A 13,799-nucleotide genomic window follows, 5' to 3' on the forward strand; every position below is an offset into this window, starting at 1 on the left:
GGCCCGGGAGCGGGCTATCCGCCGGGAGGGCGGTCGGGGCGGAGACGCCAGCCTCGGGACACGCGTTCGACGTAGCCCGCGGCCGCCAGACCGCCGAGGCAGGAGAGCACGGTCTCCAGGTCGACGCCCGCGGCGACGGCTATCGTCGCGGGGCCCACACCGATCCGGGTGGGCATGGCCTCGACGACCTTCCGGGTCTCCGGGTCGAGCCGGTCGCGGGGAAGCACCGGGCCGCGTGGCTCGGGGGCCAGGTCTGTGCCCATCGCCCCGGCGAGCTCGATCACCTCCTCGGGGCCGGTGACGCAGACGGCCCTGCCCTGGCGGATCAGCCGGTGGCACCCCGCGGAGAACTCCGAGGTCACCGGGCCGGGTATGGCGGCCAGATGGCGGTTGAGCGCGATCGCGTGCCCGGCGGTGTTGAGTGCTCCGCTGCGCACGGCCGCCTCGACGACCACGGTGCTCCTGGACAGGGCCGCGATGACGCGGTTTCTGATGAGGAACCTGGGCCGGGTCGGGTGCGCACCCATGGGGCACTCGCTGACCAGCACCCCCTGCGCCCGGATCGCGGCGAACAACTGCTGGTGCGCGCTGGGGTAGGCGACATCGGCGCCGCAGGCGAGCACCGCGACGGTCGGTCCCTCACAGGCGAGGGCGCCCCGGTGGGCGGCCCCGTCGACGCCGTAGGCGCCCCCGGAGACGACACCCCAGCCCTTCTCGCTCAGCCCCGCTCCGAGCTCCGCCGCCACGTGCGCGCCGTACGGCGTGGCGGCCCGGGAACCGACGACCGCGACGGACCTGAGACAGGAGAACCGCAGGTCGGCGTCGCCGTGGAGCCAGAGGGCATAGGGCCGGGAGTCTCCCAGGTCGTCCAGCTGGGTCGGCCATTCCGGATCGCCGGGCACCACCAGCCTGGCCCCGATCCGCTCGCCCTCGGCCAGGTCGCGCCCGGGGTCGGCCGTCCTCAACCGGGCCACCCAGGAGGCGACCGTCCGGTCCAGCCTGGCCGCGAGCCGCTCGTCCAGGGCGGCCTCGGAGCCGTCGCCCTCTCCGGACCGGCCGCCGGACCCGCCTGGTCTCCCGCGCCGCACCGCCTCCGAGGCCTCATGCCGGAGAGGGCGGCCCCCGGAGAAGCCGTCTCCCGGCTCCGGTGTCCCCTCGCACCGGCCCCCGCCGCCCGTACGCGAAGGGCCGCCCGTACGCGAAGGAGAGCGGTCGCCGGACGGGCCGGGTCTCCCGCCCGGCGGCTCCGGACTCCCGCCACGCCGGCCGGGGCCTTCGCCACCCGCGCCAGGATCTTCGCCATGCGGGCCGGGGCCGGCCTCGCGCGCGCCGGAGCCTCCTGCCAACGGGCCGGGGCCGCCGGTAGGGCGGCCGGGATCTCCGGCCGGACGGCCGTGGGCGTCGGCGAACCATCGAATGAGATCCGCGTCGGCGGCCCCCTTTTCGACCAGGGCGACGGCGGCCTCGGGGCCGCGCAGGGCGACGAGAGCGCCCATCACGGTGTCGCCCGGCTCGGCCAGGCGCATCAGGGTGAGCCGCGCGAGCCTGTCGTTCATCGTTCCTCCCCCAGCCAGAGCCCCAGCGCGGAGTTGGTCTCGCGGAGCTCCGGCCGGTCCTTGCCCGCGAGATCGGCCAGAGTCCAGGCCAGCTTGAGGATCCGGTCGAGGCCCCGGGCACTCAGCCGTCCGCTGTCGAGATGCCCGAGCAGCGGCGACATCGCCGCGGGCGACGGCCGGTATTCGGAGTGGAGTGCCCGGGCGGGCACCTCCGCGTTGCACCGCCACGGCGTGCTCGCGAACCTCTTGGCGGCCCGCTCGCGCGCGAGCAGCACCCGCTCGGCCACCACCGCGCTCGGCTCGATGAACCGGCGGTCGGCGAGCAGCTCGCGCCTGGTCGACCGGAACAGGCCGACCTTGACGTCCACCCGGTCGAGCAGCGGGCCGGAGAGCCTGGCGAGATAGCGGCGGCGGGCCGCGGGAGCGCACGCGCACGGGTCGTCCGGGGTGGAGGGCCGCGCGCACGGGCACCTGTTGGCCGCCAGAACCAGCATGAACCTGGCGGGGAAGGTCACCGACCCCAGCGCCCTGGAGACCGTCACCCGCCCCGATTCGAGCGGCTGCCTGAGCGCGTCGAGGACGGTCGTCGGGAACTCGGGCGCCTCGTCCAGGAAGAGCACTCCCCGGTGGGCCAGTGAGACCGCCCCCGGCCGGATCATCCCGCTGCCCCCGCCGATGACGGACGCGACGGTCGCGGTGTGGTGGGGCGCCACGAACGGCGGGCGGACCAGCAGCGGGCGATCCCTGGGCAGCACACCGGCGATCGAGTAAATGGCGGTCACCTCCAGGGCCTGGTCCCGCTCCAGAGCGGGGAGCAGGGTGGGCAGCCGCTCGGCGAGCATGGTCTTGCCGGTGCCGGGAGGACCGAGCATCCAGAGGTTGTGCCCTCCGGCGGCGCAGATCTCCAGCGCGCGACGGGCGAGCGGCTGTCCCGCGACGTCTCCCAGATCGGGAGCGCCGTCCGGGCCCTCCCCGGCATCGTGGGCGTCTTCGGGACCGGCCTCGCCGGGAAATCCCGGCGGGAACGGGCCCGCGGCCCCCGAGCCGCGATCTTCGGCACCCGCACCGGCTCCCGGCGCCCCCACGGCTCCGGCCCTTCCGGCGTCCGGCCCGGGACCTTCCGCCGGTTCGTCGCTCCGCAACCAGCTCACCAGCGCGCCCAGCGTGGTCGCGGGAACCACGGTCACCCCCGGCACGAGGCCGGCCTCGGCGGCGTTGCGGGCGGGGACGACGACGGTGCGGGCACCGGCGGCGACGGCCGCCAGCACGGCGGGGAGCACGCCCCGCACAGGCCTGACCGAGCCGTCCAGGCCCAGCTCGCCCAGGAAGATCGGCTCGACGACCCTGGCGGCGGGCACGAACCCGGCCGCCGCGAGCAGGGCCATGGCGATGGCGACGTCGAACAGGCTTCCGCGCTTGGGCAGGCTGGCGGGGAACAGGCTGACCGTGATCCGGGCGTCGGGCCAGGCGTAGCGGCTGTTGACCAGGGCCGAGCGGACCCGGTCTCTGGCCTCGCTCAGCGCGGTGTCGAGCATGCCGATGAGATGGAGACCCGCCACACCGCTGCCGACGTCGGCCTCGACCTCGACGAGACGGCCGGTCACCCCGACCAGGGCGACGCAGCGCGTGCGTGCGACGGCCACTCACCCCACCTCCCGCGAGGAGCGAATGATCCACGACAGGCCGGGGGACGCCGACGGGCCGGGAGACATCAGCACACCCCCCGCTCGTGGCGGACGACGAAATCCCCGGCGAACCGCTCCAGGGCGACGACGTCGACACGGATCGCGTCGAACCGCTCCTGACGCCCGGCGAGCCAACCGGTCGCGAGCCTGTGCAGTCGAGCGATCTTCGCGACGGTGACCGCTTCGAAAGCGGTGCCGTGACTGCGGCCCGAACGGGTTTTCACCTCCACCGCGACGAGCGTGCGCCCCTCCCGGGCGACGACGTCGATCTCCCCTTCCGGGCACCGCCAGTTGCGATCAAGGATCTGCAGGCCCTGTGCCAGCAGATAGTCGACGGCGATCTGCTCGCCGTGCTTGCCGAGCTCGTCTTTCGCGGCCATGGAACCACCTCCGGTTCCAGACCTTCGCTCAGCTCACCGCCCCGCCGAGAAGCCGAACGCGGTTCTGTGGAAAACCGTCCGGCCGCGAGACCCGCCTGTGGACACCGAGCACGAGGCCTGCCGGACGCCGGGCACGATGACACCTGCGGGACACCTGGCACGAGAGACACCTGCGGGACGCCGGACACGAAGCCGAAAGGACGCCAGGCACGAGGCCCGCGGGACGCCGGACACGAAGCCCGCCCGTGGACACCCGGTACGGGCCCTGTCCGCGGACAACGTCTCCCCGCCGCTCAGCCGCGTCACGAGGCCTCGGGCACCCGGCCCGGCGCAACGGGAGCACCCCGGCCCTCCGACCCCGTGGAGGGCCCCCTCGAAGCCGCCCGGGGGAAACCACCCGGGAAAAGCCGCACAGGAGCGGCGGCCGGGGAAGGCCGCTCACGAGAACGATCGACTCAGGAGGAGAAGCCCTCCTTGGGCATCTCCAGGTCGGGCTTGGCGAGCTCCTCGACGTTCACGTCCTTGAAGGTCACCACGCGGACGTTCTTGACGAACCTCGCCGGGCGGTACATGTCCCAGACCCAGGCGTCCTGCATCTTCACGTCGAAGAACACGTCACCGTTCTCGGCGGTGCGCACGTCGAGATCGACGGAATTGGTGAGATAGAAGCGCCGCTCGGTCTCCACGACATAGGTGAAAAGGCCGACAACGTCGCGGTACTCACGGTAAAGCTGCAGCTCCATCTCGGTTTCGTACTTTTCGAGATCCTCTGCGCTCATACCGGTCCTCCTGTTAAACGCCCACCCCGGCCCGCCCGATCAGACGGCGCCGGCCCCCACTTCATTCTCACCCATCACCTCGCCCGCTCCTGACCGCGCCACCGTCGAGAACGAGAAGCGGTGATCCGGACACGGACCGTAGGTTCTGAGAGCCCTGCGATGGTCGGCGGTGCCATACCCCTTGTGCACGGCGAATCCGTACCGGGGATGGCGTTCGTGCAGCGCCACCATCATCGCGTCCCGCGTCACCTTGGCCACGATCGAGGCCGCCGCGATGCAGGCCGCGACCTGATCTCCCTTCCAGACGCCCAGCGACGGCGCGGGCAGGCCCGGAACGGGGAACCCGTCGGTCAGCACGTAGCCGGGGTGACAGGTCAACCGCGCCACGGCCCTGCGCATTCCTCCGATGTTGGACCGGTGGAGCCCTCGGGCGTCGATCTCACCCGGCGGGATCACCACCACGCTCACCGCCTCCGCGGTCACCGTGATCCGCTCGAACAGCTCCTCGCGCCGGGAGGCCGTCAGCAGCTTGGAGTCGTCCAGGCCGTCGATCCGGCCGCCCAGCACCACGGCGGCGACCACCAGCGGCCCGGCACAGGCACCACGACCCGCCTCGTCGACCCCCGCCACGGGACCGAGCCCGCGGCGGCCAAGAGCCCGCTCGTAGCCGTACAGTCCCGAATCCCGCCGGACCACACTGGGTCTGGGGCGAAACGCAACCGTCATGGCACCACGGGTGACAGAGCGACCATGCCCAGAGAGTACGCCCCCGCCGGGGCATTCGGTACCGCTATCTCACCTTGAGGAAGCTCTCCGGTCTCGAAAGGATCGCGGCCCTGGAGAACGGCCAGTAGATCGCGACGGCGCGGCCGATGACGTCGCTCTCCGGAATCGTGCCCTCTCCCAGCCGCTCCTCGTGGGCACGAGAGTCGGCGGAGGCGGTGCGGTGATCGCCCATGACCCACAGCCGCCCCTCGGGAACGACCTTCTCGAACGGATCCCCCGACGGGAAGTCGCCCGGGAAGAGGTAGGAGCTCTCCTCGATCGGCACCCCGTTGACCGTGATTCGCTTCTTGGCGTCGCAGCACTTCACCGTGTCACCGCCGACCGCGATCACCCGCTTGATGGTGTCCTCGTCGTTCCAGCCCCTGAAAACCACGATGTCACCGCGCTCGGAGTCACCGTGCAGCTTGTTGACGACCACCCGGTCGCCCACCAGAAGGGTGTCCTGCATCGACTCCGAAGGGATCCAGAACGACTGGAAGACGAACGCCTGCAACAGCAGCGCCACCACCACCCCGCACCCCAGCAGGAACAGCGACTCGCGCAGGCCACCGCCCTTGCCGCCCTTGCCGCTCTTCTCTTTCTTCTCGGCCTTGTCGGCCTCGGGTTCGTCAACGGTCATGGGATGCGGTTACCGCCTTGAGAGCCGACGACGACGCCACAGCACCAGTGGTACGGCGCCCGCGAAGCCCGCGAGGAGCGGGGTGGCCCCTCCCAGGGCCGCGGCGGCCTTGAGGGCCGGCTGGCCGAAGGTGTCGGGGATGGGGAGGGTCGTGGCCCTGGAGAACGGCCACACGATCACGAAGGCCCGGCCGATCACCTTGTCCACCGGGATCGTCCCGCCACCGGGGTCACCCAGGTGCGAGCGGGAGTCGAGGGAGACCAGCCGGTGGTCGCCCATCACCCACAGGCGCCCCTCACCGACCTTGGCCTCGAAGAAGCTCTGGGACGGCACGTCGCCGGGGTAGAGGTACTCCTCGTCGAGGGGGACCCCGTTGACCGTCACCCGGCCCTGGGCGTCACAGCACTTCACGGTGTCGCCGGCGACGCCGATGACCCGCTTGATGTAGTCCTTCTCGCCGGGGACCACGCCGAAGGCGGTGCCGACCCAGCGGAAGAATCCCGCCACCGGGTTGGGCGGCTCCTCAAGGTCGATCTCGGGGTCCCAGGAGTCGACCCCGGAGAAGACCACCACGTCGCCGCGCTCGATGTCGCGGACGCGGTAGACGAGCTTGTTGACCAGGACCCGGTCGTTCGTGAGAAGGGTGTTCTCCATCGACTCCGACGGGATGTAGAACGCCTGGATCACGAAGGTCTTGATTATGAGGGCGAGCACCAACGCCACGACGACCAGGACGGGCAACTCCTTCCAGAAGGAGCCCTTCTTCTTGCCCTTGCCGTCCTCGGCGCTCTTCTGGGTGTCTTCGGCGACCACGTCCACCTCGTCCTCGACAGGTCGACGCGAGACTGCGCCGTACTCCCGGTCTTCGCTAGTCATCGCTGACGAGCCTAGATGATGGGCGGTACCAAGTGGTTGAGTGACGGGGTACCGCATAGCCATGCGTATTGCCATAGGAGGTCAAACCTCCTTACATGCGACTGGCCCGCTCCCCGGAGAAGGGGGCACGGGCCAGGTCGGCGGAGACCGGCGCGCCTAGCGGGCGTCGCGCTTCTCGCGGATGCGAGCGGCCTTGCCGCGCAGGTCACGCATGTAGTAGAGCTTGGCGCGGCGGACGTCGCCACGGGTCACGAGGGTGATCTTCTCGATGACCGGGCTGTGCACCGGGAAGGTCCGCTCGACGCCGACGCTGTAGCTGACCTTGCGGACGGTGAAGGTCTCGCGGGAGCCACCACCCTGGCGGCGCAGGACGAAGCCCTTGAAGACCTGGACACGGGACCGGCTGCCCTCGATGACCCTGACGTGGACCTCAAGCGTGTCACCGGGCCGGAAGTCCGGGACGTCGGTGCGGAGCGAGGACTTCTCGAGCTCGCTGATCAGCGTGTGCATGGCAGTGGAACCTCATTTACGAGCGCACACGGAGGTCCATCCGGCCGCGACGAGGCGGCGTCGCGATGGACACGCGTACTGAAGTGGACTATGTCTCGGAGCCGGGATCGCCTGCCCGGCGGCGCGCGCCAGCCGGCGTTCGGTCGGCGGCAACGCTTCAGTCTGCCATATTTTCCCGACCGACCGGAAATCAACCGGTCAGGACGGCCGGACCTCCGGGGTCCGCGGGGCCCGCCTCGGGGAGGTCCAGCTCCTCCAGGGTCCGCCTGTCGTGCTTGTCCAGGCTCTCCGGGTCGAGCGCCGCCAGCAGCTCGGGCCTGTTCCTGGCGGTACGGCGCAGCGCCTGGTCCCGCCGCCACCGGGCGACCTTCCCGTGGTGCCCGGAGAGCAGGACCTCCGGCACCTCGTGCCCCCGCCACTCGGGCGGCTTGGTGTAGACGGGGCCCTCAAGGAGGTTCTCCATCGCGCCGGGCGCGAAGGAGTCGTCCACGGCCGAGTTGACGTTGCCGAGCACGCCCGGCAGCAGCCGCCCGACGGCCTCGATCATCACCAGCACCGCCACCTCGCCCCCGGCGAGCACGTAGTCGCCGACGCTGACCTCGTCCACGCGCATGCGGGCGCCGTACTCGGCCATCACCCGGGAGTCGATGCCCTCGTAGCGGGCGGGGGTGAACAGCAGCCACGGCTCGGCGGCGTACTCCATCGCCAGCCGCTGGGTGAAGGGCACGCCGCTGGGGGTCGGGACGATCATCCTCGGCGGGGTGTCCGGGCCGGAGGCGAGGACCGCGTCGACGGCCTCCCCCCAGGGGCCCGGCTTCATGACCATGCCGGGGCCGCCGCCGTAGGGGGTGTCGTCCACGGTGCGGTGCACGTCGTGGGCGTGGTCGCGGAGCTGGTGGAGGCGGACGTCGAGGATGCCGCGCTCGCGGGCCTTGCCGATGAGGGAGACGTCGAGGGGGGCGAAGTACTCGGGGAAGATGGAGATGACGTCGACGCGCATGTCAGGCGATCTCGTCCGGGTCGAGCAGCCCGGCCGGGCCGTCCACGACGAGGATGCCCTTGACGAGATCGACCTCGGGGACCAGCGCCTTGACGAACGGCACGTAGACCTCGGCGCCCCCGGGCTTGCCGCGCCGTACGACGAGCAGGTCCTGGCCGTGGTGGAGCACGTCGGACACCTCTCCGACCGTCTCTCCGTCGGGCTTGACCACGGTGAGGCCGATGAGCTGGTGGTCGTAGAACTCGTCGGGGTCGTCGGGGGGCGGGATGTCGTCCGAGTCGATGACGAGCATGGTGCCGCGGAGGTCCTCGGCCTGGTCTCGGCCGGTCACGCCCTCGAACCTGACCAGCAGGATCCCGGAGTGCCAGCGGCGGGACTCGACGACCAGCGGGCCCGCCGACGCGGGGTCGGTGGCCAGGGCGGTGCCCGGGGCGAAGCGCCGGTCCGGCTCGTCGGTGCGCACCTCCACGGACACGTCCCCGCGGAGCCCGTGCGGGCGGCCGATCCGGCCTACGACGAGCTGCACGCCCGCCTCCTCACGTAGTGGTGTCTAGGGAAAGTCTGGGAAAAGCAGACGGGCCACCCACACTGGGCGGGTGGCCCGTTCGCTCGATGGACGCGTCTCGCCGGCTAGCGGGCCTCGTTCAGGTCGAGGAGATCGACCCGGACGTACTTGCCGTCGCCGAGGGCGTTCACGACCGTGCGAAGCGCCTTGGCCGTACGGCCGCCGCGGCCGATGACCTTACCGAGGTCCTCGGGGTGGACCCGGACCTCAAGCACACGCCCGCTGCGGATGCGGCGAGCGTGAACCTGGACATCGTCAGGATGCTCGACGATGCCCTTCACCAGGTGCTCGAGGGCCTCCTCGAGCACCTCAGGCCTCGCCTTCCGGCTTCTCCTCGGCGGCCGCGGTGGGCTCAGCCGGGGTCTCGGCGGCGGCCTCTTCGGCCTTGGGTGCCTCGTCGGCCTTGGGAGCCTCCTCAGCCTTGGGAGCCGCCTTGCGGGTCGACTTCTTCGGCGTGGTGGCGGCCTCCAGGGAGAGCGCCTCCTTGGCCGCGGCCTCGTAGACGGCGTGACGGTCGGCCTTGGGCTCGGCGACCAGGAGCGGAGCCGGAGCCGGCTCGCCCTTGAACTTCTGCCAGTCGCCGGTGAGCTTGAGGAGCTTGAGCACGGGCTCGGTCGGCTGCGCGCCGACACCCAGCCAGTAGGCCGCCCTGTCGGAGTCGACCTCGATGCGCGAGGGGTTCTCCTTCGGGTGGTACAGGCCGATCTCCTCGATCGCCCGGCCGTCACGCTTGGTGCGGCTGTCGGCGATGACGATGCGGTACTGCGGGTTGCGGATCATACCGAGCCGCTTGAGCTTGATCTTGACTGCCACTGGTGTGGTCTCTCCTGCATTAGAGCGTGGGTGAGCGGCGTCTCGTCGAGTGGGGCACGAGGAGAGGACCGTTCGAGGGACAGGCATGGCACGCGGGAGTGAGAGGGCAACCACGTGTCACGATGTTCCAACATGTCATTGTGCCAGACGCGCGGAGGTGCCCCGCCAACCCGCGGCCATCCGGTACGGCGGCCGGAGGGCAAATCTCGGTAATCCCCGTGTGTCCGGGCCCCCGGGCGGGCCGCCCTGGTGCGCTAAATGGCCGCCGTGGCAACCACCCTCAGATCCCTGTTGCTGACCGCGACCGGATCCATCACCGTGCTGGGCGCGGTACTGGCCATCAGGGCGACGACCCCCGCCGGCCAGGCCGACGTGTCCCCGGCCCCCATCTCCTCCCCCGCCGGAGCCCCTGCGGGGACCTCCGGGAGGACCTCCGCGGGAACCTCCGTGGAAACCCCCGCGCGGACCCTCGGGGAGATCTTCGAAAGCCTCGGGAAAACCACCGGGGACGGCGGCGCCGGGGCCTCGGGAACCCTCGGGAGTCCAGGAACCGGCCAGGGCCCCGAAGACCCCCGGATCCCGTGGGGAGCCCCCGGAGCGCCGGCCGCGCCGGAAGGCCCCGCACGGTCCGGTACGGTCACCGCGCCCCGGTCCCCGGCTCTTCCCTGGACGGCCGTCCGGCCGGGGGCACCGGCCCCCGCCGGGGCGCCCGCGTGGCGGGGAGACGCCGTCATGCCGGAGGCCGTACCCGAGGTGCCGTTTCCCTACGAAAGTGGGCAGAGGCCGGAGAGGCCCGTCTCACCGGTGATCCCGATCCCGCTCGGGGGCTCGCTCCCGCTGAGGGATCCGGCCGCGCCAGCACCTCCGGCGATCCCGGTCCCGCCGGGATCGCCCGCGCTGTCCGTGTCTCCGCCGTCTCCGCCGTCTCCGCCGTCTCCGCCGTACTCAGCGCACGGGCCGCGAGGCGGCGGGCTCCGGTGGGAGGCGTGGGAGGGCTACTTGGGGCGTACCCCGAGCAGTTCGAGCACGGCGACGAGGATGAAACCGCCGACGATGATCACCCAGATCCACCTGGCGCGCGAGTGGAAGCGATCGTCGCTCACTTCTGTCCCGGAAGCTTGAACTTCGAGGGGTCGAAGCCGGGCGGCAGTTCCAGGCCCGGCGGCAGCTGCTGCCGGGAGCCGCCCAGCTTGCCGAGGAGGCCGCCGCCCGCGGGGGCCGCGGGCTCCTCGGTCCTGTCGGAGGCGGCCTTGCCGAGCGCGGCCTTGCGCGGGTCACCGCTGACCCTGCGCCCCTTGGCCGCCTTCTTCTGCGCGGCCTTGCCGCCCTTGCGACCGCCCGGCATGCCGGGGATGCCCATGCCGCCGGCCATCCGCTTCATCATCTTCTGGGCGTCGAAGAAGCGGGTGACCAGCCCGCTCACCTCGGTCACCGTCACACCGGAACCTTTGGCGATGCGGGCCCGGCGGGAGCCGTCGATCATCTTCGGGTTGTGGCGCTCGGCCGGGGTCATCGAGCGGATGATCGCGGCGATGCGGTCGAGGTCGCGGTCGTCGACCTGGTTGAGCTGCTCGCGCATCTGCCCCATGCCGGGCATCATCCCCAGCAGGTTCTTGATGGGGCCCATCTTCTGGACCATCATCATCTGCTCGAGGAAGTCCTCGAGGGTGAAGCCCTCGCCCGAGGTGAGCTTGCTCGCCATCTTGGCGGCCTCGGCCTCGTCGAAGGTCTTCTGCGCCTGCTCGATCAGGGTGAGGATGTCACCCATGTCGAGGATGCGGGACGCCATCCGGTCGGGGTGGAAGGCGTCGAAGTCCTCGAGCTTCTCACCGGTGGAGGCGAACATGATCGGCCGGCCGGTGATGTGGCGGACCGACAGGGCGGCGCCACCGCGGGCGTCGCCGTCGAGCTTGGTCAGCACGACGCCGTCGAAGCCCACGCCTTCCATGAAGGCCTGGGCCGTGGAGACGGCGTCCTGGCCGATCATGGCGTCGACGACGAACAGGACCTCGTCGGGCGAGACCGCGTCGCGGATGTCGGCGGCCTGCCTCATCAGCTCCTGGTCGATGCCCAGGCGGCCGGCGGTGTCGATGATGACGATGTCGTGCTGCTGCCGCTTGGCGTGGTCGATCGACTGGCGGGCCACGGCGACCGGGTCGCCAACGCCGTTGCCCGGCTCGGGCGCGTAGACCGCGACGCCCGCGCGCTCGGCCACGACCGAGAGCTGCTGGACGGCGTTGGGCCGCTGGAGGTCGGCGGCGACCAGCAGCGGCGTGTGGTTCTGCTCGCGCAGCCAGCGGGCCAGCTTGCCGGCCAGGGTCGTCTTGCCCGCGCCCTGCAGGCCCGCGAGCATGATGACGGTCGGCGGGTTCTTCGCGTAGCGAAGCCGCCGGGTCTCGCCGCCGAGGATCTCGATGAGCTCGTCGTTGACGATCTTCACGACCTGCTGCGCCGGGTTCAGCGCCTGGGAGACCTCGACACCGCGGGCGCGTTCCTTGACCTGGGCGACGAACGCCTTGACCACGGGCAGCGCGACGTCGGCCTCGAGCAGCGCGATGCGGATCTCGCGGCAGGTCGCGTCGATGTCGGCCTCGGACAGCCGACCCTTGGATCGAAGGGAGGAGAAGACCGATGTCAGCCGGTCGGAAAGCGTCTCGAACACGTGATTGGCCAGCCTCTGCGCTACAGGTCTGCGACTCGACCTCCCAGCCTATCCGCTGGGAGGTGCGACTGACGCCCTCCAGCGGTCAGCGACCCCAGCCGGGGACGGCCATCCGCATGGTGAGCGCGTGCTCCACAAGCGTGATGAGCGTGGCCTTCACCGCGTCGCGCGAGCGGGCGTCGGTCCGGGAGATGGGGATGTGCGGGGCCAGTGTCAGCGCCTCGCGTACCTCCTCCTCACCGTGGAGGTAGGTGCCGTCCCAGCCGTTGACCGCGACGACGAAGGGCAGCTTGGCCTCCTCGAAGTAGTCGATCGCCGGGAAGCTGTCGGCCAGCCGCCGGGTGTCGACGAGCACGATCGCGCCGATCGCGCCGCGGACCAGGTCGTCCCACATGAACCAGAACCGGTGCTGACCCGGCGTACCGAACAGGTACAGGATCAGGTCGCGGTCCAGCGAGACGCGGCCGAAGTCCATGGCGACCGTGGTGGTGGTCTTGTTCGGTGTGAGGCCGAGATCGTCGATCCCGGCGCTGGCATCGGTCATCACCGCCTCCGTGGTCAGCGGCAGAATCTCCGACACCGCCCCCACGAAGGTGGTCTTGCCAACACCGAATCCCCCGGCGACGACGATTTTCGTCGATGTCAGGCCGCCGCCGCGGCTAGAGCCTGCGAAGTCCACTGAGCACCCTTTCCAGCAGGTTGAGATCCGGCTTGCCCGCGTCCAGCTGCGGCTGGTGGATCTGCACCAGGCCCTCGGCGGCCATGTCGGCCACCAGGATCCTGGTCACGCCGAGCGGGATGCGGAGCATCGCGGAGATCTCAGCGACCGAACGCACTTGCCGGCACAGGGCACTGATCCCCTGATACTCCGGGGTGCGGGTGGATAAATCATGATGTATGGAGGTCGCCGAGGAGACCAGGGCCTCCAGGGCGAGTTGGGTCCGGGGGGCGGTGCGCCCCCCGGTCACGGCGTACGGACGGACGAGGGAGCTCTGCTCCGACGGCGCCGAGTGCATGAGATGGGAGGGACCGCCCTGATGCCGGTGGGGGTCGTCCATCGATTGATAGGGGAACCCGCCGTGCGGGTCGCCCTCACCGGTCCAGCCGCGGCCTGCCACGACAGCCTCCTAGCGTCATCGCCGTCACCGTGAGTGGGAAGACTGCAGTTCGGCGCGGACTGCCGGGGTCAGCACCTGACCCGCCCGCTCGACGAGCATCGTCATCTGGTAGGCCACCAGCCCCATGTCACAGTCGGCGGCGGCCAGCACCGCCAGGCACGAACCGTCACTGATGGACATGATGAGGAGCAGCCCTCGCTGCATCTCCACCACGGTCTGGGTGACCGCACCGCCCTCGAAAACCCGCGAGGCACCCTGGGTCAGGCTGATCAGGCCGGCCGCGACCGCGGCCAGCTGGTCCGCCCTGTCCCTGGGAAATCCGTCCGAGTACGCCAACGGCAGACCGTCGGCCGACACGACGACCGTGTGCGCCACACCTGGGACGTTGTTCACAAAGTCGGTGATCAGCCAATTGACCCCCCGGGCGGCCTGGCTCATTTCGCGCACGTG

16 protein-coding genes are annotated in these 13,799 nt (G+C 71.0%); all 16 read right to left on the minus strand.

All coding sequences use genetic code 11. The features are described 5' to 3' along the window. Positions 1 to 14: 14 nt before the first annotated feature. The 16 genes from dprA to AC5L38_RS22985 all read right to left on the minus strand — a co-directional run bounded on the left by dprA (position 15) and on the right by AC5L38_RS22985 (position 13,787). The gene (dprA, locus tag AC5L38_RS22910) at positions 15 to 1,556 is read right to left on the minus strand and encodes a DNA-processing protein DprA (RefSeq protein WP_495244881.1); all 1,542 of its coding nucleotides are present in this window, start codon (positions 1,554 to 1,556) and stop codon (positions 15 to 17) included. After that, positions 1,553 to 3,199: a YifB family Mg chelatase-like AAA ATPase gene (locus tag AC5L38_RS22915; protein ID WP_495244882.1), complete on the minus strand. Its 1,647-nt coding sequence runs from the start codon at positions 3,197 to 3,199 to the stop codon at positions 1,553 to 1,555. Before AC5L38_RS22915 ends, dprA begins: the two co-directional genes overlap by 4 nt. Before the next feature lie 68 nt (positions 3,200 to 3,267). Further along, entirely contained in the window at positions 3,268 to 3,621 is a 354-nt protein-coding gene (locus AC5L38_RS22920) for a YraN family protein (protein ID WP_495244883.1), read from the minus strand. 455 nt (positions 3,622 to 4,076) lie between these two features. Beyond that, positions 4,077 to 4,400: a DUF2469 domain-containing protein gene (locus AC5L38_RS22925; RefSeq protein ID WP_030511723.1), complete on the minus strand. Its 324-nt coding sequence runs from the start codon at positions 4,398 to 4,400 to the stop codon at positions 4,077 to 4,079. A 39-nt stretch (positions 4,401 to 4,439) separates the two neighbouring features. Beyond that, the gene (locus tag AC5L38_RS22930; RefSeq protein WP_495244884.1) at positions 4,440 to 5,096 is read right to left on the minus strand and encodes a ribonuclease HII; all 657 of its coding nucleotides are present in this window, start codon (positions 5,094 to 5,096) and stop codon (positions 4,440 to 4,442) included. Between the two features lie 94 nt (positions 5,097 to 5,190). After that, positions 5,191 to 5,805, minus strand: coding sequence for a signal peptidase I (lepB, locus tag AC5L38_RS22935; protein WP_495244885.1), 615 nt, complete (start codon positions 5,803 to 5,805; stop codon positions 5,191 to 5,193). A gap of 9 nt (positions 5,806 to 5,814) precedes the next feature. Next, positions 5,815 to 6,681, minus strand: coding sequence for a signal peptidase I (lepB, locus tag AC5L38_RS22940; protein WP_495244886.1), 867 nt, complete (start codon positions 6,679 to 6,681; stop codon positions 5,815 to 5,817). Between the two features lie 156 nt (positions 6,682 to 6,837). Then, the gene (gene rplS / locus AC5L38_RS22945) at positions 6,838 to 7,191 is read right to left on the minus strand and encodes a 50S ribosomal protein L19 (protein ID WP_344919323.1); all 354 of its coding nucleotides are present in this window, start codon (positions 7,189 to 7,191) and stop codon (positions 6,838 to 6,840) included. A 190-nt stretch (positions 7,192 to 7,381) separates the two neighbouring features. After that, positions 7,382 to 8,191 carry a tRNA (guanosine(37)-N1)-methyltransferase TrmD gene (trmD, locus tag AC5L38_RS22950; RefSeq protein ID WP_495244887.1) on the minus strand — a complete coding sequence of 270 codons (810 nt, stop codon included), beginning with the start codon at positions 8,189 to 8,191 and terminating at the stop codon, positions 7,382 to 7,384. A gap of 1 nt (position 8,192) precedes the next feature. Beyond that, positions 8,193 to 8,717 (minus strand): ribosome maturation factor RimM, encoded by a 525-nt coding sequence (rimM, locus tag AC5L38_RS22955; RefSeq protein ID WP_495244888.1) that lies wholly within the window; start codon positions 8,715 to 8,717, stop codon positions 8,193 to 8,195. Positions 8,718 to 8,821: 104 nt separating this feature from the next. Next, on the minus strand, positions 8,822 to 9,064 hold the full coding sequence (locus tag AC5L38_RS22960; RefSeq protein WP_329091253.1) for an RNA-binding protein: 243 nt from the start codon (positions 9,062 to 9,064) through the stop codon (positions 8,822 to 8,824). 1 nt (position 9,065) lies between these two features. Further along, positions 9,066 to 9,569, minus strand: a complete 504-nt coding sequence (gene rpsP, locus AC5L38_RS22965; protein WP_389922756.1) for a 30S ribosomal protein S16 — start codon at positions 9,567 to 9,569, stop codon at positions 9,066 to 9,068. A gap of 1,099 nt (positions 9,570 to 10,668) precedes the next feature. Beyond that, on the minus strand, positions 10,669 to 12,231 hold the full coding sequence (gene ffh / locus AC5L38_RS22970) for a signal recognition particle protein (protein ID WP_495244889.1): 1,563 nt from the start codon (positions 12,229 to 12,231) through the stop codon (positions 10,669 to 10,671). A gap of 85 nt (positions 12,232 to 12,316) precedes the next feature. Then, on the minus strand, positions 12,317 to 12,877 hold the full coding sequence (locus AC5L38_RS22975) for a GTP-binding protein (RefSeq protein WP_031158879.1): 561 nt from the start codon (positions 12,875 to 12,877) through the stop codon (positions 12,317 to 12,319). 13 nt (positions 12,878 to 12,890) lie between these two features. After that, positions 12,891 to 13,349, minus strand: coding sequence for a DUF742 domain-containing protein (locus tag AC5L38_RS22980; RefSeq protein ID WP_495244890.1), 459 nt, complete (start codon positions 13,347 to 13,349; stop codon positions 12,891 to 12,893). Positions 13,350 to 13,373: 24 nt separating this feature from the next. Further along, positions 13,374 to 13,787, minus strand: a complete 414-nt coding sequence (locus tag AC5L38_RS22985; RefSeq protein WP_326646986.1) for a roadblock/LC7 domain-containing protein — start codon at positions 13,785 to 13,787, stop codon at positions 13,374 to 13,376. Positions 13,788 to 13,799: the final 12 nt, after the last annotated feature.

It is taken from the genome of Streptosporangium nanhuense, from assembly GCF_059358815.1.